Origin of the sequence: Devosia nitrariae, assembly GCF_030160115.1 — a bacterium.
Taxonomy (GTDB): Bacteria; Pseudomonadota; Alphaproteobacteria; order Rhizobiales; family Devosiaceae; genus Devosia; species Devosia nitrariae.
In genome coordinates this window covers 18841-38193 of record NZ_BSNS01000023.1, presented here as the reverse complement: position 1 = coordinate 38193, position 19353 = coordinate 18841, and the positions used below count along the sequence as shown (strand labels likewise).

At 61.7% G+C, this 19353-nt stretch carries 23 protein-coding genes; 9 read left to right on the top strand and 14 right to left on the bottom strand.

Annotated elements, in window-relative coordinates; genetic code table 11:
- Positions 1 to 3 precede the first annotated feature (3 nt).
- Positions 4 to 1173, bottom strand: a complete 1170-nt coding sequence (locus tag QQK18_RS22240; RefSeq protein ID WP_284342587.1) for a YihY/virulence factor BrkB family protein — start codon at positions 1171 to 1173, stop codon at positions 4 to 6.
- Between the two features lie 229 nt (positions 1174 to 1402).
- Here QQK18_RS22240 and QQK18_RS22235 point away from each other — a divergent pair, with 229 nt between their 5' ends.
- Positions 1403 to 2695, top strand: coding sequence for a cation:proton antiporter (locus QQK18_RS22235; protein ID WP_284342586.1), 1293 nt, complete (start codon positions 1403 to 1405; stop codon positions 2693 to 2695).
- A 6-nt stretch (positions 2696 to 2701) separates the two neighbouring features.
- Here QQK18_RS22235 and QQK18_RS22230 read toward each other — a convergent pair whose 3' ends face one another.
- Positions 2702 to 2944, bottom strand: a complete 243-nt coding sequence (locus QQK18_RS22230; RefSeq protein ID WP_284342585.1) for a hypothetical protein — start codon at positions 2942 to 2944, stop codon at positions 2702 to 2704.
- Positions 2945 to 3242: 298 nt separating this feature from the next.
- Between QQK18_RS22230 and QQK18_RS22225 the strand changes: the two genes are divergently transcribed.
- Positions 3243 to 4055, top strand: coding sequence for an aminoglycoside phosphotransferase family protein (locus QQK18_RS22225; RefSeq protein ID WP_284342584.1), 813 nt, complete (start codon positions 3243 to 3245; stop codon positions 4053 to 4055).
- Between the two features lie 72 nt (positions 4056 to 4127).
- On the opposite strand, the gene QQK18_RS22220 is transcribed toward QQK18_RS22225, so the two are convergent.
- A complete protein-coding gene (locus QQK18_RS22220) occupies positions 4128 to 5657 on the bottom strand; it encodes an aminoacyl--tRNA ligase-related protein (RefSeq protein ID WP_284342583.1) in 1530 nt (509 codons plus the stop codon).
- Between the two features lie 196 nt (positions 5658 to 5853).
- Between QQK18_RS22220 and QQK18_RS22215 the strand changes: the two genes are divergently transcribed.
- The 3 genes from QQK18_RS22215 to QQK18_RS22205 all read left to right on the top strand — a co-directional run bounded on the left by QQK18_RS22215 (position 5854) and on the right by QQK18_RS22205 (position 8119).
- Complete coding sequence (locus QQK18_RS22215; protein WP_284342582.1) at positions 5854 to 6633, top strand: class I SAM-dependent methyltransferase; 780 nt, start codon at positions 5854 to 5856, stop codon at positions 6631 to 6633.
- Positions 6634 to 6662: 29 nt separating this feature from the next.
- Entirely contained in the window at positions 6663 to 7343 is a 681-nt protein-coding gene (gene plsY / locus QQK18_RS22210; RefSeq protein ID WP_284342581.1) for a glycerol-3-phosphate 1-O-acyltransferase PlsY, read from the top strand.
- Positions 7344 to 7588: 245 nt separating this feature from the next.
- Positions 7589 to 8119 (top strand): NUDIX hydrolase, encoded by a 531-nt coding sequence (locus QQK18_RS22205; RefSeq protein WP_284342580.1) that lies wholly within the window; start codon positions 7589 to 7591, stop codon positions 8117 to 8119.
- Positions 8120 to 8522: 403 nt separating this feature from the next.
- Here QQK18_RS22205 and QQK18_RS22200 read toward each other — a convergent pair whose 3' ends face one another.
- From QQK18_RS22200 to QQK18_RS22180, 5 genes are all read right to left on the bottom strand, one after another.
- The gene (locus QQK18_RS22200) at positions 8523 to 9032 is read right to left on the bottom strand and encodes a DEAD/DEAH box helicase family protein (protein WP_284342579.1); all 510 of its coding nucleotides are present in this window, start codon (positions 9030 to 9032) and stop codon (positions 8523 to 8525) included.
- 101 nt (positions 9033 to 9133) lie between these two features.
- Complete coding sequence (locus tag QQK18_RS22195; RefSeq protein WP_284342578.1) at positions 9134 to 9598, bottom strand: GNAT family N-acetyltransferase; 465 nt, start codon at positions 9596 to 9598, stop codon at positions 9134 to 9136.
- A 219-nt stretch (positions 9599 to 9817) separates the two neighbouring features.
- Positions 9818 to 10183, bottom strand: coding sequence for a hypothetical protein (locus QQK18_RS22190; protein WP_284342577.1), 366 nt, complete (start codon positions 10181 to 10183; stop codon positions 9818 to 9820).
- A gap of 220 nt (positions 10184 to 10403) precedes the next feature.
- Positions 10404 to 10769, bottom strand: a complete 366-nt coding sequence (locus tag QQK18_RS22185; RefSeq protein ID WP_284342576.1) for an alpha-hydroxy-acid oxidizing protein — start codon at positions 10767 to 10769, stop codon at positions 10404 to 10406.
- A 104-nt stretch (positions 10770 to 10873) separates the two neighbouring features.
- Positions 10874 to 11656, bottom strand: a complete 783-nt coding sequence (locus QQK18_RS22180; RefSeq protein ID WP_284342575.1) for a metallophosphoesterase family protein — start codon at positions 11654 to 11656, stop codon at positions 10874 to 10876.
- Positions 11657 to 11938: 282 nt separating this feature from the next.
- Here QQK18_RS22180 and minC point away from each other — a divergent pair, with 282 nt between their 5' ends.
- Genes minC through minE form a run of 3 tightly spaced genes read left to right on the top strand, consistent with a single transcriptional unit; the run spans position 11939 to position 13747 of the window.
- Complete coding sequence (minC, locus tag QQK18_RS22175; RefSeq protein ID WP_284342574.1) at positions 11939 to 12652, top strand: septum site-determining protein MinC; 714 nt, start codon at positions 11939 to 11941, stop codon at positions 12650 to 12652.
- Positions 12653 to 12674: 22 nt separating this feature from the next.
- Positions 12675 to 13490 (top strand): septum site-determining protein MinD, encoded by an 816-nt coding sequence (gene minD, locus QQK18_RS22170; protein ID WP_284342573.1) that lies wholly within the window; start codon positions 12675 to 12677, stop codon positions 13488 to 13490.
- Positions 13487 to 13747 (top strand): cell division topological specificity factor MinE, encoded by a 261-nt coding sequence (gene minE, locus QQK18_RS22165; protein ID WP_284342572.1) that lies wholly within the window; start codon positions 13487 to 13489, stop codon positions 13745 to 13747. The genes minD and minE overlap by 4 nt, the downstream gene beginning before the upstream one ends.
- 119 nt (positions 13748 to 13866) lie before the next feature.
- Here the strand turns inward: minE and QQK18_RS22160 are convergent, their stop codons facing one another.
- Entirely contained in the window at positions 13867 to 14250 is a 384-nt protein-coding gene (locus tag QQK18_RS22160) for a hypothetical protein (RefSeq protein ID WP_284342571.1), read from the bottom strand.
- A gap of 335 nt (positions 14251 to 14585) precedes the next feature.
- Between QQK18_RS22160 and QQK18_RS22155 the strand changes: the two genes are divergently transcribed.
- Complete coding sequence (locus tag QQK18_RS22155) at positions 14586 to 15221, top strand: alpha/beta fold hydrolase (RefSeq protein WP_284342570.1); 636 nt, start codon at positions 14586 to 14588, stop codon at positions 15219 to 15221.
- Between the two features lie 152 nt (positions 15222 to 15373).
- Here the strand turns inward: QQK18_RS22155 and QQK18_RS22150 are convergent, their stop codons facing one another.
- The 5 genes from QQK18_RS22150 to QQK18_RS22130 all read right to left on the bottom strand — a co-directional run bounded on the left by QQK18_RS22150 (position 15374) and on the right by QQK18_RS22130 (position 19291).
- On the bottom strand, positions 15374 to 15922 hold the full coding sequence (locus tag QQK18_RS22150; protein WP_284342569.1) for an ATP-binding protein: 549 nt from the start codon (positions 15920 to 15922) through the stop codon (positions 15374 to 15376).
- Between the two features lie 277 nt (positions 15923 to 16199).
- Positions 16200 to 16760 carry a class I SAM-dependent methyltransferase gene (locus QQK18_RS22145; RefSeq protein ID WP_284342568.1) on the bottom strand — a complete coding sequence of 187 codons (561 nt, stop codon included), beginning with the start codon at positions 16758 to 16760 and terminating at the stop codon, positions 16200 to 16202.
- A gap of 50 nt (positions 16761 to 16810) precedes the next feature.
- Positions 16811 to 17401: a hypothetical protein gene (locus tag QQK18_RS22140; protein WP_284342567.1), complete on the bottom strand. Its 591-nt coding sequence runs from the start codon at positions 17399 to 17401 to the stop codon at positions 16811 to 16813.
- 106 nt (positions 17402 to 17507) lie between these two features.
- Entirely contained in the window at positions 17508 to 18353 is an 846-nt protein-coding gene (locus QQK18_RS22135) for an EamA family transporter (protein ID WP_284342566.1), read from the bottom strand.
- Between the two features lie 431 nt (positions 18354 to 18784).
- The gene (locus tag QQK18_RS22130) at positions 18785 to 19291 is read right to left on the bottom strand and encodes a GNAT family N-acetyltransferase (RefSeq protein WP_284342565.1); all 507 of its coding nucleotides are present in this window, start codon (positions 19289 to 19291) and stop codon (positions 18785 to 18787) included.
- Positions 19292 to 19353 lie beyond the last annotated feature (62 nt).

The following is a 19353-nucleotide window of genomic DNA, read 5'->3' as shown; positions in this document are numbered from 1 at the left end:
GCTCTAAGGCGGCCTGTTGGCCTTGTCGCTGCTTTCCCGCCTACCCCGGTCCAGCAGGGCGACGGCGGCCGCGGCCGGTATGGCGATCAGCAGTGAGCTGAGGGAGAGTGGACGGCGGGCGGTTGGCCGCATCCTCATGGCTGCATTGTAGCCGGCCTGCCATTCCCCGCTATGGCCGTCACCGCGGTCGTGCTTGCCGTCCCAAGGGGCGACCGTGTCGGCAACGGTGGCGTCTCGCTCTCCCATCGGCTCGTCGGGGCCAATGGTAGTGTCCTTGCTGGTCTGGCGCTCGGCCTCCGAGTTCAGCTCGGCACCCATGATCAGGACCATCATGGAAATCCAGATCCAGGTCAAAAGCGCAATGAGGCCGCCAAGGGATCCGTAGGTCCTGTCGTAATTGCCGAAGTTGCTGGCGTACCAGGAAAAGAGGATGGAGACGACGAGGATGGCAACGACCGCAAAGACCGCCCCGGGAGTGATCCACCGCCAGGTCGCCTGCTGCCGGCTGGGCCCGAAGCGATAGAGGGCGGCAATACCGGTGAGAAGGAACAGGGCCAGGAGAACATAGGAACCGATCTGCACGAGCCAGTCCAGCCCACCACCCAGACCCAGCAGGTTGAGCACCACCGGGACAACCACGGCGACGCCGATCATGGCGACGATCGCTACGAGCCCGGCGAGGGTGAAGAGCAGCGCTACGGCGTTGAGCTGGAAGAAGTTCCGACTTTCGTGTTCCTCATAGGCGATATTCATCGCCTCGAACAGGTTCTTGACCCCCGCACTGGCGCTCCAGAGTGCGATGCCGACCGAGAACAGCAGGGCAAAGCCCAGTGTCGTGCGGCCGGCGGAACTAAGGCGCGTCAGTTGCTCCTCGATGATCTGCATGCCGCCTTCAGGCACGACCGAGGAAAGCAGGCGAATGTGTTCGGTCACCGTCCCCGGATCGGTGAAGAGCCCGTAGATCGACACCAGCGCTGTCAACGCTGGGACCATCGACAGCAACAGGAAGTACGTGACGGCCGCCGCGATCATCGTCACCCGATCCTCCCTGATCTCATGGTAGGTGCGCCAGAGCACATCCTTCCAGCCTCGGAAGGGAATCTCCTGCGGGCTTTCGGCTCCCCTGCCGCGGCCGGGTTCCTGCTGCGAGAGCTTTTGGGTGGCATCTGTCATGGCGACTCCCGGCTCCTCACAGCCCAACGAACACAACCCTGCCCGGTTGCAGTTTGGCGCTGGCCTGCACATCGGTTAGGCCTTGGACAAGGTCATTGCTCCTGACCATGGACTGGAAAAGCCGTCCGGTGCCGAACCTCCGGAAACGGCCGATCGGCACGGGTGCCGGAACCCGGACAGCCCATTCGCGCTTACCTTCATCAGCGTCGGGAGGTGGTTTGGGCTTTTAATGCAGAGTGAATCCTTTTTCGGGCTGGACCCCTACCATGTCGCCATGGTGGCGATCGGCGCCGGCATGATACTAGCTTATTGGATCCCCCGGTTCCTTTCAGGACGCGAACCGGCAGCTTCGGCGCTGCTGATCCTGTCAGGGGCCTTGGCGTTCAGCTGGATTCCGGGCATGCCGGCGGTGATCGACCCGCGAACGCAGCCGCGGATCTGGGAGTTGACGAGCGAACTGGCGGTGATCGTCGCCCTCTTCGGCACGGGCCTGCGCATCGACAATCTGAGCAGCTACCGGAAGTGGCAACCCACAGTGCGGCTGCTCGCCGTCGTCATGCCGCTGACGATTGCCGCAGTGGCTCTGCTTGGATGGCTTTTGGCCGGAATGACTCTTGCCGGAGCGCTTCTGCTCGGTGCCGTGCTCGCGCCAACCGATCCGGTGCTCGCCGGGGATGTGCAGGTGGGGCCGCCCACGGAAGGCGGAGAGCACCCGGTGCGCTTCTCGCTGACGGCCGAGGCCGGCCTTAATGACGGCCTCACCTTTCCCTTCGTCTATCTGGGTCTGATCATCGCCGCCGAGGGGTTCGCGCCGGAAGCCTGGGGACTGCGGTGGCTCGCGCTCGATGTCTTTTATCGCATCATCGTCGGCCTCGTGGCCGGCGCGGGGCTCGGCTGGCTGATCGGCAGGATCCTGTTCGTCGTGCCCAGAGGCAATGCGTTGGCCGATACAGGCTCGGGCGTGCTGGCGCTTGCGGGTATCCTCCTCTGCTACGGCGCGACTGAGCTCATCGAGGGCTATGGCTTCATCGCCGCGTTCGTTGCCGGCCTCGTGCTGCGGCGGGCGGAAGCCCGGCACGAATTCCACGTGACCCTTCACAGCTTCACCCAGGCGATCGAGCACGCGTTGACGTCCGTCATTCTCATCCTTATCGGCAGCGTACTGCCGGTGCTCCTGCCGGTGCTCGACTGGCAGCACATCGCGATCAGCCTCGCCTTGCTGCTCGTCATCCGTCCGGCGGTCGGCTGGCTGGGGCTGGCAGGGACGCAGCTCTTGTCGGGCGAGCGGATGGTCGTTGCTGTCTTCGGCATTCGCGGAATTGGCTCGATCTACTATCTCGCCTACGCAGCCGCTCACATCGAGTTCTTGAACGAGGGGCAGCTCTGGGCAACCATTGCCCTGACCATCACGCTCTCCACCATCATCCACGGATTGACCGCAGGGGCCGTGGTGGAGCGGGTGACGCGCGACGGGCAGCTTGCCGCGGGCCACAATAAGCAGCCGGCCGAGGTCGAAAGGTGACATCCCTCACCCCAAGTAGGGTTCTCCGCGATCTGAAAGCCACGTTTCAAGCTCGTCCTTGACCTTTTGAATACGGTCGCGCAACTGCGTGTCCCCAGGGTCGGTGTTCAGCCAGGAGATGCAGGCAAACAGCATCGTACGCACGGCGGGTGCCCGGTCATAATGCGCGAGATCCCCATAGAAGGCATCGACGTGCGCGCGCCAGGCCAGGATGGTGGTAGGGTAGTACCGGTCCCGAGAGGTGGTCATTCCAAGATCCGGTCGGTCCTTTTCCCGCTGCCGTCGCCTTGCCACGCCGGACAGAGGCTCGTCCCGGCGCAATGGATCGCCTCTCCGAATGACCGGCGCTCCAAGTCACCCGAGCGGCTGGTTGGACTCAATTTTGATAACGCCGCGCGGAAGCCGGCGTTGCAGCCCAAAAGACGAAGGGGGCGGCAATCGTAACCGGCGACGACGAAGAGCCAGAGGCCTGGGTCATTGCCGATGGCGCAGTGTCGGCCTTACCATCGACACCGTCGACGCACGACGGTGGGAGTTAGCCGGACGTATGGATGAGGCAGAGATTCCGCTGGAGGGCGGTGCGGACTCGCGTGTCGTTCGCGTCGGCGAGACGGTCCGGCGCGACGCTCGCTCCTGGTCTCACGCCGTCCTCGATCTGCTGCGGCACGTCGAGCGTCAAGGATTTGCCGGGGCGCCCCGAGCGCTGGGCTTCGACGACCAGGGGCGGGAGGTCCTGAGCTACATCGAGGGGGAGGTCGGGCAAGGCGCCGGTTTCATCCCGGACGAAGGCGGCCGCTTCGACCTTCGCCTCCCGGACTATGTCTGGCGTGACGACGTGCTCGTGCATCTGGGCACGCTTATACGTGCCTATCACGATGCCGCGGCGAGCTTTCCATGGGCCGGCCGCGCGTGGCGCCTGGAGCCTCGTCTGCCTGTCGAGACGATCTGCCACAACGATCTGACGCCCTGGAATACCGTGTTTCGAGACGGCCTGCCGGTGGCGTTCATCGATTGGGACGCCGCGGCGCCGGGCCCTCGCGCCGCAGACCTCGGCTTTGTCGCCTGGCGCTGGGTGCCGTTCTGGCGCGACGCGAAGTGTCGGGCACATGGCCTGCCGACGGGCGTTGGCGAAAAGGCCCGCCGCTTTCGCTTGCTGCTCGACGCCTACGGTTGCGAGCCTGATGTCGGCGTCGTCGAGGCGGGCATCGCGCGGATGCGGCATTTGCAGGACCACATGTGGAAGCTTGTCGCCGACGGATCCGAGTGGGAGGTAGAGCTTGCTCGTCGCGGTGTGCTCGACGAAGGGGCGCAAGAGATTGCGTGGGTTGAGGAGCATGCAGGTGAGTTGATCTTCAGGTGAGGCCGGTCTGCAGGTGCCCATATTCGCTTGCGCGGCCCTTCTGCTGTGCTGCACCCGACGCCTCCTCCGAAGTCAGTAGGCCCGCGCGACAAGTATGCGTTCGGCTGCCGGCTCGCCGGTAAAGATGCACTTGCCGGTCGCGGGGGCTGCATTCATGCTCACATTGCGCAAGGTGAGCTTGAGCGCCTTCAACTGGCCGACGATCTGTTCGAGGTCGGCGCCGGTGGGGCGGGCCCACTCGACTTCGACCCAGCCGGGGTGCTTCGTGCCCTCGAAGTGCTCCTTCAGTGCGCCGAGGTCGGAGATGTCGCGTCGAATGCCGCGTTCGAGGCGTTCGCTGGCTTCATCGAAAAGGCCCTGCTGCAACTCATCGAGGGTCATTCCAGCTTGTCCGGCGAACGAGTCGATATCGAGGCTTGCATTGGAGGGTTGGCCGTCCTCTCCATAAAGCCGATCCCGGCGAATGAAGGTCACCTTCCGGGCCGCCAGATCCCTTGCGCCGATCTCGACGACGATCGGAGCGCCCTTCTTGATCCAGGACCAACGCTTGGTCGCCGTCTTCATCGCCCGCCGATCGATGAAGGCCCGAAGCGGTTCGCCGAAGGCGGTCTGGCGGACGAGGGCCGCCTGCAGTTCGTCGCAGTAGGCGAGGAGATCCGCGCCTTCCGGCGTTCCCCGCAACATCGGCACGATGACAACCTGCCACGGCGCGACACGCGGCGGAACACGCAGCCCATCGTCGTCGCCGTGGATCATGATGAGCCCGCCGATCATGCGCGTCGACATGCCCCAGCTGATGGTATGGGCAAGCTCGAACTGGCTGTCCTCGTTCTGATACCGGATATCCTGGGCAGCGGCGAAATTGGTGCCCAGCAAGTGCGACGTGCCGGCCTGCAGTGCCTTGCCGTCCTGCATCATCGCCTCGATCGAGAATGTGGAGACGGCGCCCGGGAAGCGCTCGTTCTCCGGCTTCTCGCCGGCAATGACGGGCATGGCGGCACACTGCTGTGCGAACTCGCGATAGAGCTCGAGGGCTTCAAGCGTGGCCCGGCGCGCCTCGTCGGCGGTGGCGTAGGCGGCATGGCCCTCCTGCCAGAGGAACTCGCTGGTGCGCAGGAACATGCGCGTGCGCATCTCCCAACGCACGACGTTGGACCACTGATTGATCCGCACCGGCAGGTCGCGCCAGGATTTGATCCAGCGGTTGAACGCGGCCCCGATAACCGTTTCCGAGGTGGGCCTGACGACCAGGGGCTCTGCCAGCTCGGCATCCGGATCCGGGCGCAACGCGCCATCGACCGCTTTCAGGCGATGGTGCGTGACAACCGCCATCTCCTTGGCAAACCCTTCGACATGCTCGGCTTCCTTGGCAAAGTACGAGATGGGGATGAACAGCGGAAAATAGGCGTTGTCGTGGCCGAGCGCCTTGATGCGGTCATCGAGCAATCTCTGGAAGCGTTCCCAGATGCCCATGCCCCACGGTCGAATGATCATGCACCCACGAACGCCGGACTCTTCGGCGAGCTCAGCTTCGGTGATAACTTGCTGGTACCACGCCGCGAAATCGTCGCTGCGAGTGACCGTCAATGCGTGCTTGATCATGGGATTTTGCCCTTTCCGAGGGGTGCGAAAGGCCATAGGGACGATAATCATGTCAAGTTGGGGCGGCTTTCCGCGTTCTCTGGTGCGCCACCTTGCGACAGTCGAAAACTCATGCACCATTCGCTGAACAAGGGCAGATGGCAGTCCTTGTACACGGCATAACATGGCGCGGGTGACGATGAAGACAGGGGGAATGATGAGTGAACGCGCCGGCGCTTCCTTTACCGAAGTCGACGTTGTCGAGAACTACCCCTTCCGGCCGCCCTATCCGGATGCCCTGTTCGCAAGGCTAGTCGAGATCGCGCCGGCGCGCGGGGCGCTGCTCGATATCGGCTGCGGGCCGGGCAAGATCTCGCGGGTCCTGGCTCGGGAGTTCGAGACAGTCACGGCCGTCGATCCGTCGTGGTCGATGATCGCGCTCGGGCGGTCGATGCCGGGAGGCGATGCGGCCAATATCGAGTGGATCGAAGGGTTTGCCGAGGATTTTGCCATCGAAGGCCGCAGGTTCGATCTGACGGTTGCCGCCAACAGCATCCACTGGATGGACCACGCGCGCCTGTTTCCGCGCCTAGCCGCGCACCAACGTTCCGGCCATGTCGTGGCCGTGGTTGCGGGCGATGATGCGTTCGAGCCGCCGTGGCAGGCGGACTGGCTCACATTTCTTGGGCGTTGGGTACTGGAGGTCACCGGAGGGCCGCTCGATCCTGTCGGCAAGGCCCGGCAATGGGGGAGCTTCAGCGCGTATCTCGATATCAGGGGGGAGGAACAGTTCCTCTCGGCGCCGTTCGAGCAGAGCGTTGCCGACTTCATTGCCTGCCAGCACTCGCGCGATACGTTCGCACCCTCCAAGCTCGGCGCACGTGGCGCGGCGTTCGATGCGGAACTCGAGGAGATCCTGCGGCCGCATGCTGTCGACGGGCGGCTGACGTACCGGGTGCGCACCAAACTGGTGTGGGGGGCGATCAGGGCCGGCTGAGGCCGCCGGATGGGATGAGGGGAGGTCCTATGGTTTTCTGGATAGCGAGTGTGATTGGACTGGCAATCGCTTATCTCTTCGGGTCCACGCCGACGGGCTATCTGGCGGGAAAGCTGCTTAGGGGCATCGATATCCGGGAGCATGGCTCCAGATCCATTGGCGCAACGAACGTATTGCGGACTCTGGGGAAGTGGCCTGCGCTGGTCGTGCTGGTGATAGATGTGCTGAAGGGCGCGGGAGCGATCGTCTTTGCCCGCTGGTTTTATCCCTGGCTGGATGCGTTGGGCAACGACACGCCACCGCTTGAACCGCAAACCTGGGTGCCCTGGGCCGTTTGCCTGGCCGGACTTGCCGTGCTGTTGGGGCACAGCCGTTCGATCTGGTTGAATTTTACCGGCGGCAAATCCGCTGCAACAGGGCTGGGCGTGCTGCTGGCGATGTCCTGGCCAGTAGGTCTAGGTGCTGCGACGGTTTTTGCCATTGCGCTGGCCATCTCCAGGATCGTTTCCCTCAGTTCGATGCTGGCGGCGTTGACCGCGATCGTCCTCATCTTCGGCCTGGAGCAGCCCTTACCCTACCGGTTGCTGGTGATCGCGGGTGGCATCTACGTGATCGCGCGCCATCGCGCCAACATCCAGCGACTGCTGGCGGGGACAGAGCCACGCCTGGGGCAAACCAGCCCGGAATCGAGTACGAGCTCGCCAAGCTGATGTGTGCACTCTGAGCTGTTGAGACCGTCAACGCGAGCTGCCTGCCTCTTTGAACCGCGCAGGATTGTCACGAAAGGACTTTCGGGAGTGGACAATCGAGCAGATGGGTGGGCGCGAGCGGCTCCCCCCGGGTTCGCTTGACCGAGGGCGTTTGTCTCGTCCGCGATGGTCTGCCTATCCTCTATCTGCCGGTGATCCAATACTAGCAAGGCGCCCCTCCTGTCGCGCCAAATGGAGAGAGATGAGTGAGCGATCCCGCAAACAGACGCGCCCCGTTCCAGGTCCTGGTTCTTCCCTTTCGCCTGGCTGAGGGTGGGCGTGAGTATGGACTGTTCCGCCGCAGCGACAGCGGGGAGTGGCAGGGGATTGCGGGCGGAGGTGACGAGGGGGAGGCTCCACTCATCGCTGCCGGCAGGGAGATGGAGGAAGAAAGCGGCCTTCCACGAAACCTTCCGCTGCTGCCCCTCGACACGATCGCCATGGTGCCCAGGACGCAATTTCAGCGAAACGGGCATTGGGGGCCTGAGATACTCGTCGTTCCCGAATTCAGCTTCGGCGTCGACGCCACTCACAGCGAACTGGTCCTTTCCCATGAGCATGGGGAGGCAGGGTGGTTTCCCCTGAACATCGCCATCGATCGGCTGAACTGGGATTCGAACAGGACCGCGTTATGGGAGTTGGATCAACGCCTGCAGCACCAGGTGTTCCGGCCGCGGAATGAGAGCGCGCCCCTGTCGTCGGCGTTCAGCGGGCGGTTCTGGGAGCGCTGGCGCTGAGAGCATGATCAAAGCCCAAAGGCGGGAAATTGCCAACCACCAGGTCAGCCTAGTACCTCTGCACAGGAGTTATGACTCTTTGGTGGCTGGTTGAATCCTATGTGCAGCGGTTCTGGTTGCGAAGCACTGCGTCGGCCCGCCACACGGAATCCGACAGCTACCGCACTCTGGCCCCGTGCCTGTTGCGCCCAGGCGGGATGTGCAACATGCACGAAAGGTGGGTGCGGTAGCTGGCGTATGCCGTGCGTCAGCGTTCGAGGATGAGAGGTGCCGTGAGTCTTCGGCAGTTGGTCAAATCCTCTGGGCAGAGGTACCAGATCAATTTGTAGCAACCTTCTTCCTAGCCGCTCCAGACGGCTCGCGTCTCTCCCCCAATGTTCGAGTGCTTCCCCCCATCCAGGCGTCAGGTCAGTTGGGCCAGGATATCGTCGACGACGCTCGGGACCGTTCCGGTCGTGTCGATACTGATCCCGGAGGGAAAGTGTTCGTTGCTCCTATGGTAGCGTAGAACCACCGCACGCTCGTCCGGCGCGAAACCCGGCTCATTTGGCCGCCCGTCCAATCGTCTGTTCAACGTCTCGACACCTATGTCGAGCACGAAAACCTTTTCGAACACGTCCAGGAACTTATGGAAATTGCGGGAGCCGCCACAAAAGAAGGTGACAGGATGGGTGGTGTCAGCGGCGATGGCTCGAACCTTTTCAACAGGCCAGATCCAGTGCGCGTACCCCCAAACGACGCGGTCCACACCTTGCGGCGGTCCTTCGAGCGCATCGCCGGTTTCGGGGTCCCCGACATAGGCCAAGACCCGATCACCATGGACGACATGAAAACCACGCCGCTCCAGCTCAGTAGCGACAGACGTCTTTCCAGTGCCGGAGCTGCCTTCGATCAAGTAGTTCTTGATGCCCATAAGCGCCGCTTACCACGGCCCGCGATCCCCTGAGAAGATACTTCACAAGAGAATACGCTCCGCCAAACGGCAGTTTTTGGGACCTGGTCGAGGCCTGCCAATCAATCCAGCGACAGCCACATTGCGTGCCGTATCGTCACAAATCCTGCCTTCTTGTATGCAGCTTCAGCCGGTTGGTTCCCATCGATGAAACCAAGGCTGATGCCGGGCGCCCCCAAGCTACGACACCGGGTTTCAGCAGCTCCCAGAAGCCTCGAGGCAATTCCTCGCCTGCGAAACGCTGGCAGCACGTACATCGTATTGATCGTGGCCTGTTGTGGCGGCGGCACAAGGGCCCTCTCTGGTGCCGGATGGGAGAACCAGATCGAAAGGAACCCACAGGGCTCATCACCATAGAGAGCAATGAAGAACAATTCGCGTTGCAGGAGCGCCTCTATGTTAGGGCCCGGCATACCCTCACGGTGAAAGCCAGACGCTGTTGCCAGCTCGCGCATTTCGTCATCGAGGCTACGCAACCCCTGGCGCAAAAAGTCCACATCCGCCGGAAGGGCTTCCCGTATGCTCATCTCCACTCTCATGTCTTCATAAGCCCTCCCGGGACCGGGCTCGAGAACGCCCCTTTTCTTCGATGCGAGAACCATCGCCAGCCCGGTCGCGCGTGAACGCCGGTCGTCCCATCCTGCCGACGTCGATCGCTTGCGAACTTATGCGGGCATTCAAAGCCGGGGTCAGGCATTAGGCCACGCCGCCACCACGTAAGCACAGTTGGTTGTAGATGGCAGCCACTAGCCGTCGTTGGCAGGTGCTGGCCTAAACAGTTGGGACGAATCGCTGTAACGCGCCTGGGCTTCGGCAGATAGCCTGACCGGCGGGTTCCAAAGCAACCCCTGCAACTCCTGCAAGCGCGTTGGTTCGTAGCCCAACTGAGCCAACCGCAACATTACCCATTGGGGCACCATCTGAGCGGATAAGCTGCTGACTGCCTCTACCCGTTCCAGCACCGGCAGCATCGCCGCGTAGGTGTGGAATCCAAATCCAAAAGCGATGGCTTCGTCGATGTGGGACGATTTGATATCGGGGCACTGGTCGCGGATGCGATGCTTCACGGCCGTGATGCCGTCGCGGGTGAACGGGACGATGCCGAAAGGCATGACGAACCTCTCATCTCGGTCGACGTCCACCGATTACACGTCGACCATGGACTGAGGTCGTCGCTCGCAATGACCTGGGTGTGCCCCCTTCAACCCGGCGGCAGGTTCGGCTGGGACGGCCGGGCCGGAGTATGCACCAGCCACCAAGAACTGCAAGCCGGTGACTGAGCGGCGTCCGCATTCAGGCACATGAGCCGAGCCGTATCGGCAGAGGCATATGCTAATCCTTGAGCGTCGTCCGGGCGGAGTGGCCTATGTCGAAAGCTCGCGCGGCCGTTGCAACAGTTGCGCCTCCGCCAGAGCCGAATAGGTTCAGTGGGCCGGTAGGCGCGAGAAATACGGGCAGTCGCAACTTGCGGCCGAAATGCTCGACAGAAAGGTCTATTTTGCTGACGTTGCGTAACACACTCGGTTTAAAAGCGATGGAATCGATGGCGAGACGGTTTCGTTTGAGCGTGGTTTCCGTTTCCGCGCCACCTGTAAGGCTGTCCCATTTTTCTTTCGGCAGCATCTCGTGAGCTTTCCCAACGATCTCGTGCAAGCTCTCGAATTCGCTAGCTGGGAAAGCGTCCTCTCCTGCACTCATCGCGCCTCCTGGGTGGTCCAATCCGCAAAACTCCCGAGTTTTGCTCGATATGTTAGCCTGACCTCTGCAACGTCGCAAAAATGACCGGCTCGCGATCCTGTAGCCTACGCAGGCGAGCCCGTCAGCGGAGCGGCGGTAAGCCCGCGATAGACTGCGGTGCGCAGCTCGCTGGCATAGTGGCCGATAGCAGGCATGCCACTGGCTTCAGCCGCCGCGATTTCGCCTTCGATATCGTAAGGCAGGCGGACGAAGTGCAAGGACCACGGGTGTGGTGCCTCAACACCGTACCTGCCCTCGAGGACGGCGTAGCAGGCGAGGGGTATATCAAGCGGATTGCCTACGCTGCCGGCATTGAACAGCGTGCGAAGTTCGAAGTTGCGTGCGTAGGCGGTGTGAATATCGCCATACCCGACGATCTGGGGCTCCTGACCGAACCCCGTGAAGAGCGTGTTGCTGAACATGGCGCGATGCTCCTCACGCGTCCCGGTCTCGTGCACGCGATGGTGGACACTGAGCTGGCTGGCATGAAAGATCCTTGCCCGTCGACCACTGAGCGTGAAATCGAAGCTGCCGGGCAGCCCCGCAAGGTAGTCGAGGCGCTCTTGTCCCAGCTGCGCACGGTGCCACTGGCGAGCCGGCTGCTCGCGATCAGGACCTTCCGAAATTGCGGCGTCCCAATTGCCCTGTACCGTGACCTCACACACCTCCCGGCAGCGATCGACGACCGCTGCCGATCGTGGCCCCTTTCCAACCAGATCCCCGAGGTTGAATATCCGTTCAATGCCCGCCGCGCGGATATGCGCGAGCACAGTCTCCAGCGCGGACAGATTCCCATGCACATCCGAGATAATGGCAATCCGCTCACTGGCCCCTGGTGGTCCAGCCATTCACTCTTTCCGTTTTGACGCAGTTTTCAGTGTGCTTTCATGGGCAAGCTAGAGCAATCGTGATGCTCTGTCGAAAGGGCCAGCCTCTCACAAGATCCACTGGGACAACGAAATTGCCAAGTCCCGATCGGCTGGAAAGCAGCGCACCCTGTTTCGGCAGCGGTCTCGTAGCATCGAGGTCGAGACGGATCGGATCGATGCCGGAGTACGAAAACGCTGCGATTTACCTTCGATTAACCATGGGAGGCTAGCCTTAACCAATCAGTAAGGACCGCATTCCTCGTGACCACCGCAGCGCCCATCGAGAAAAAATCACTCCGCTTCAAGGCGCGCTCCTTCGTCGCCTTCGCGCTGACGCCCGAAGCACCCATTTCCGACTGGCTGCACAGGCTGGACCGCTGGACCGCGAACTCGCCAGGTTTCTTCGAGGGGCGCCCGGTGGTGCTCGACCTGAGTCTGCTAAAGCCCGGCAGCAACGACGTCACGGCGCTCGTATCGCAGCTCTCGCAGCGCCGCATACGCGTCTATGCCATCGAGGCCGCCGGCGTTGAGGACCTGGGGCCCGATCTGCCGCCGCTGCTGATAGGTGCCAAGGAAACGCTCATCGAAGACATAGAGCGCACCTCGCAAGCCCTCGATGCCCCCCAAACGGGGGAACTCCCGAAGCCGGATACGAAGATCATCGATCAGCCGATCCGCTCCGGCCAGTCGATTTTCCATCCGCATGGGGATGTGGTCGTCCTCGGCTCCGTCGGGTCGGGATCGGAGATCATCGCCGGCGGCTCCATTCACATCTACGGGACCCTGCGCGGCCGTGCTTTTGCCGGCGCCTCCGGTTGCGAATCGGCCCGCATCTTCTGTCGGCGCAACGAAGCCGAGCTTCTGGCCGTGGATGGCTGGTACCGCACGGCGGACGACATCGAGCCATCCTCTCGGGGGCGTCCGATACAGGCTTATCTCGACAATGGCGTGCTTTGGGTCACGGCCCTCGACTAATTCAGATTTGGAGACACAGCAAATGGCCAAGGTAGTGGTCGTCACATCGGGCAAGGGAGGCGTTGGCAAGACGACCTCGACTGCTGCTCTGGGCGCCGCCCTCGCCCAAAGCGGCAAGCGCGTGGCCGTGGTCGACTTCGATGTCGGGTTGCGCAATCTCGACCTCGTGATGGGAGCCGAGCGCCGCGTCGTGTTCGACCTCATCAACGTGACACAGGGGGTGGCGAACCTTTCCCAGGCGCTTATTCGCGACAAGCGCATCGACTCGCTCTTCCTGCTGCCCGCATCGCAGACGCGTGACAAGGATGCCCTCAGCGAAGAGGGCGTCGCCAAGGTCATCGCTGAGCTGCGCGAGAAATTTGACTACGTGCTCTGCGACAGCCCAGCCGGCATCGAACGCGGTGCCCAGCTTGCGATGCGCTTCGCTGACGAGGCCGTGATCGTCACCAACCCGGAAGTCAGCTCCGTGCGCGACTCCGACCGTATCATAGGTCTTCTCGACTCGCGGACCCTGCGTGCCGAGAAGGGCGAGAGCTTAGCCAAGCACGTGCTCATCACCCGCTACGATGCTGCGCGTGCCGCCCGCGGCGAGATGCTCACCATCGACGACGTTCTCGATATCCTCTCGACGCCCCTGCTCGGCATCATCCCCGAAAACGAAGGTGTACTGCGTTCCTCGAACGTCGGCTCACCCGTGACGCTCAACGAGCCAAACAATGTCGCGGCACGCGCCTATATAGAGGCCGCCAGGCGATTGCAGGGCGAGGACGTGCCTCTGGTGCTGCCGGCCGAAAGGAAGGGCTTTCTCGATCGACTGTTCGGAAGGAGAGCGGCATGAGCCTGCTGGACATCTTCAAACGTCGGGGCAGCGCACCGGTTGCGCGCGAACGCCTGCAGGTGTTGCTCGCATACGAGCGTAGCAACCGTCAGCGGCCCGATCTCGTCGCGGTCCTGCGCGAAGAGATCATGGCGGTGATCGCCAAGCACGTTACAGTCGACCAGGACGATGTGCAGATAACCATGGAACGGGGGGAAACGATGTCGACACTCGAGATCGACATCAACATCAACATCCCCAACGCGGCCGCCGCCTAGTTCAGCTAGCATCCTCCACAAGAATCAGGGGTGTCGTCCTCCCCGAGGAGCCTCGCTCGAGTGGAACGGCCTTGCGGTCAATCGTGCGTCGCGCTCTGGAACTGGGCTGGGCGGTGCATTCATCGTGCCACGGTGATGTGAAGTTCGCGCCCCGTCGCCCCGGTACCGTGAATTTCAACGAGAACAATTGCATCGCCACTCATGATATCACGTGCCGCTTGCGGGGAGATCGATCCGCGCGAGAGCATGTTCTCCATGATGGCCCGGTTCTCCTCGATCTCAAAAAAGCTGTCCCACTGATCGAGCGGATCGCGCCAGCCGAAGCGGTGGAAGTTTGCCCGATCCTGCCTCAGCACCTGCCAAGGCCTGCTCAATGGGACCCCGCTGGAGTTGTACAGATCGCGCAAACTGATCTCGGCGATGTAGCTCTCAATCAGTCGATCCTGCATCGACAGGCTTTGAATGGTCGATTGTCCGCGCACGGCGCCGACAGTTGCCAGCACGACGCACGCGAAGACCAATGTTCTTCTGAACATTTATAGGAGCCCCCAACCCATTATCCTGTCTCTCTTGTAAGCGCTCGATCATGCGATCGTGTGAAATGATTGCATAAAATTGATCGATCCAGATCCGCTGGGCACTTGCGCCGGCCGACTGAACGTCGGCCGTGTCGCTACCGTCGGACAATCCCAACGCAGCGTTCGCCCGGACTGTTGACCAGGATGATGATCCAACGTCTTGATATCGCCCATGTCTCAACCGGCAGTTTTCATACTTGTGCATGGTGCGAACCTTGGCGGTTGGTGCTGGAATGGCGTGCAGGCCATTGTCGAGGCCAATGGGCACCGCGTGCTGTCGCCAACGCTGGACCTGTCCGTTTCCGCATCCCCTTCTGGCCCATATCGACGCCGTTGCTGACCTGATCGCGCGCAGAGACCTTTCCGACGTGATCCTCGTTGGGCATTCCTACGCGGGAATGGTGATCACCGGCGTTGCAGACAGACTAAAAAGGCGGTTGGCGCGGCTGGTGTATTTCGATGCGGCGGTGCCGGAGGACGGTGACGATTTAGCCTCGGCCGTGCCCGGTCTCACGGCCGTCGAGATAGAGGAACGCCGCGACTTCTTCCGTCGTCTCTCGCCCGACGGCGTATGGCTCTTGCCGCCAGCATTGGCGTCAGTGGGTGTCACCAGGCCGGAGACGATGGCGGCCGTCACCCCGCGCCTGGTGCCTCATCCGCTCACGACCTGGCTGGAGCCGGTGAACCTGCCCAATGGCGGTGCCGACGGCGTTCAAAAGACCTATGTCCTCGCCACCGACCCGCCGACCGAAATCATGGGTTATCCCCGCCACGCTGCGGTCGCGCGGCGCGGTGGGGAGTGGGCATTGCGCGAAATTCATACCGGTCACGCCATGATGCTCGCGGCACCTGAGCGAACCGCCGAGCTGCTGCTGGAAGCGGCCAGGATGAAGTAGACCGAAATGACTGTGGTGCTTGCGGGCGGACACTGCAGCAGCAGGTTTTGGGCGCAACCGCTCACCCAGCCAAGCATCCGTTTCTGATACACTTCAAACTTTCCTGCACCTCGGCTAATGGCAGGGGTGGTGACAAACAGACACGCCGCAACTCAATGCTGTGAGGAGCCAGCCGCAGCGAGAACTTCAATTACGAGGTCATTCACAGGTCTGGATGCGTCGAGCCGAATAACCGGTGCTTCTTGTTTCGCAAGCCATGCCTCATGTGCTGCGCGGCTACGCTGTTCCAGCCCAGCGGTATCGTATCTGGCTGCCCAAGCGAGGAACTCCGCATGTGCTCCTTCAAGATCACCGCCTCTTGCGATGCGTTGACCGTAACGTTTTTGCTCGCGCTCCCGTAGTCGAGCCATTCTGATGCTGGGATCGAGCCAGACATACGCGACTAGGTCGTATAGCGGTTCGAGAGGCTGAGCCCAGCCGATCGCAGAGCCAGAAAGCACCCAGCCAGTCTCGAATGCTATCCTGTCCATCAGCATGGATATCCGCTCCTCCCTAGGCCGGGGAGAAGTGAATGGAGGGTCGGTCGGCAACCAGTAGAAGTTGTCCGTGTCCAGGTGAGGAACAGCCAGCGCATCGGCAACTGCAGCACCGAGCGTGCTTGTCCCCGCCCCGGACGCGCCCAGAACATGAATTCGAACCATCGGCTCAGCCTAATTCACAGTGAGCGCCAAAACTATCAGGTGAGCGGGACGCCTAGAAGTTGGATGCTGTGCCTTACGCCCGAACACCTCGACACGCACGGAAGGGTTCGCTCATCCCGCCCAATTCACACACCTTGCGGCCGTGGAGAAATCTCAGGATGGGTCCCAGCTTTCGCTGGGATGACATCGGGGATGGGGCGGCGCCGGTGGCAGGAGGTGCGGAGGTGGCACTCTTCCCATACCCACTCGGGTCGCGCTTCAAGCAGTGGTTGAGCTCTTACCGGGCGTGCGCGTATTGAGATCGGAGCTTGGTCGCTTCGAAGACGAAGTAGCCGTCGACCTCATGCACACGGCAGCCACCGAAGATGGCGATGAGCTTGTTCCGATACCAATCCAGCCGCCTGGTCACCATCCACATCGAGCCGCCGATCCTGAGGCGGTTGAATCCCTTCTCGATGAAATGCCTGGGGACGGAGAAATCGACGTGGTAGGGCGGATTGGAGATGATCTTGGTGAAGTCCATCTCGCGCGTGCTCTTGAAGCCGTCGCTGAGCTCCAGGGTGACATCAGGTACGCCGTTGCGCACCGCGTTGGCCCGGGCGGTCTCTACCGCTCTCGGGTCGTTGTCCAGCAGATGGACCTGGGCGGGCGAGACGTGCTTGGCAGCGACTATTCCGACGAGACCGTACCCGCAGCCCAGGTCCAGGACCTTGTCGTCGGGCGAGAACTCGATCAGCGAGAGCATGGCCAATGTGCCCGCATCAGCGCCCCTGGGGGAGAACAGACCTGGCTCGGTCTGAAGGCGAAGATTGAGCCCCTGTATCGTCAACTCCAGCACTCGACCCATCCTCCCCACATCGGCCGCTCGCGAGCATTTTCAGGGTATTCTCAATCACTAGCAGCTCGCTGGCCGGGCTTTCGCGCGTGGGGCAAGGTTCCATCGATCCAATCGCGGATACGTATGGCCGTTTCCCTGGGTGACAGCGAGGTGTTGTCGATCGTCATTCGATGCGTGGCACCATCGTCGAACAGTACCCGCTCATTGGCGAGTTCGACGAGGAGCTCTGGATCCCGCTGCTTGCGGGAAAGTGCCCGATCCTCGCGCACGATGCGGCGGGCATTCTCGTCTGGGGCGCACGTCAACGTCACGGAGTAGAGGTCGCAGCAGCGTGCCTCAGCCAGCTTTATGATGGCTTGCCAATTCTCTTCCAAAAATCCGCTCGTCCCTCCTCGCGCAACGACGTTGGTGAAGATGACCGGCTCTTTAGGCGGCAGGGCCAGGATGGCGTCGAAGGCAAGAGAACGAACCGCTCGCACCAAAGCATAGAATTCGGCGCTACCCTCGACTGTCACTGCCTTGCCCACATTCAGGATGGTGTGGTTATCGAGGAGGCGACCGTCGACCAGCAGCGACAACTCCATGGCTGTTGTGAGCTTTCCCACACCCGGCCATCCGTTGATGTTTACCAGCATCTCCATCTACCCAGTCGCGCGTGAACAATTGCCCTTTGGTCCACATTTCAGACGCCGGCAGAGGTGACGTTCGGGAGATGCCCCGACACTCCCGGCATACTCCGGCTCGGCTTCAAGGTTTGAATCGGGTCAGGCCAATGCCGCACGCTATCATTCCGGCAGATACAAAGCGCCACACTCCAAAACCCTCCTTGAGAATGAACGTCGATATCAGTGCTGCGAAGAGAACGCTTGTCTCTCTGAGCGCTGAGACGGCGCCCAGAGGCGCGTAGGCCATTGCCCAGATGATCATCCAGTACGACCCGACCTGCATCGCCCCAGCGAGTGCAGATGAACCCAGTTGAGTTGTGACGACCGACCGCATTTCCCGGGCCTTCCAGATCAAGGCGATCAGAAACGTCAGGAGCCCATCGCCAATCGTGAGGCAAACGGCAAAGCCCAATACCGATCCTGCCTGCCGCGCGCCAAGACCATCCACCAGGGTGTAGGCGGCAATGCAAGTGCCCGTCAGCAGCGCCAGGAGGACGGCGTGAGGACGGCGCCTGAGACCGGATTTGCGGTCGAACGCGAGGGCCATCACGCCGGCGGATAGAAAGATGACGCCGAAGAGCGAGGGTATCCCCAGGACCTCACCGGCAAAGGCAGCCGCGCCCAACGTCACGAGCAACGGAGCCGACCCCCGTGAGATGGGATACACCTGTCCAAGGTCGCCGTGATTGTACGCGACCGGCAAAGCAAAGTGATAGGCCGTGTGGAGGGCAATCGCCAACGCGAGTAGTGGCCAACTGGCAGGATCCGGCAGCTCGACAAAAGGCAGGGCCATGAGAGAGACCAGCGCGCCCATGAACGTTACAATCGCCATGGTCGCTATCCGGTCGCCGCTGACCTTGACCAGAGCGTTCCACCCTGCATTGAGCGCCGCTGCAAACAAGACGACGAGTACGATTTCCGAGCTCATAGCCCAAACCGATCATAATCTGAACAAAACGTCGAGGAACTCGACTGCTTGGCGCGGGTTCCAATCCTTGCTGCGTTCCCGGGCGGTCATCTCAACAGCATGTTGTGTGCACAATTGTCCGACGGTGACTATCCCCAACGGGGTGGAAAGCAGCCGTTCCAATGGGCGGTAGCCAAAGGTAGCTAAGCGCCACAAGCGAACCCATAGACCATAGGTCAATTTGGGCCTCTCCGACGGGGCCGTCGGGGGCAAGATGCGGGATACCTCAGCGCCAAAATAGTAGTATCAAAGTGCCTCACCTTGCCGTCGGGACAGAAAGTCAACGATATTGGTGGCACCGGCTCGGGCCCAAGCCGGCACCTTTGTCGGTGCGCTATATTGGTAGGCCCGCCAGAAGCCCGGGCGGATGCTTCGCCAACGTCGTTGCCGGTTTAGCGTAACTCCCCGTTCTTGGCGACGATTGCCGACCTTGCTTTGTCGTCGAGTGACTTCATCATGACCACACCCAGCTCACCGTAGCCGATGCCTCGATAGAAGCTGCGTGTGCGCTGTCGTTCGGCATAACACTCAAGCTTCATGATATCACAGTCGAGACGCTCGCCTTCCTTCTCAATCCACTTCATCATCATGGCGCCAATCCCCGCGCCGCGAACGTCTTCGTCGACCACTATGTTGTCGGGCTCGATGTAGCTGCCGCACCAGAGTGCTGTGCCGACCCAGAAGCCGGCAACTCCGACCATCACTCCATCGCGATACGCTGCAATGCAGCGATAGCCGCCTTCTTTGAGCATGTGGTCGAGTCGCGAGTAAAACGTGTTCTCGTCCAGCTCAGGATTGAGTTGGTGGATCAGCCGATAGGTCAATGTCATATCGGCGTATCCCCTGAGTTCGCGCACAGCCACTTCGTTAGCTCGCAATGCCATCGTAAGGTAGTCCATCGTTCCCTCCATGCTGGCCCCATCGGGCTGTTGATGCAGAGACTATGGGCTCGATGGCCTTT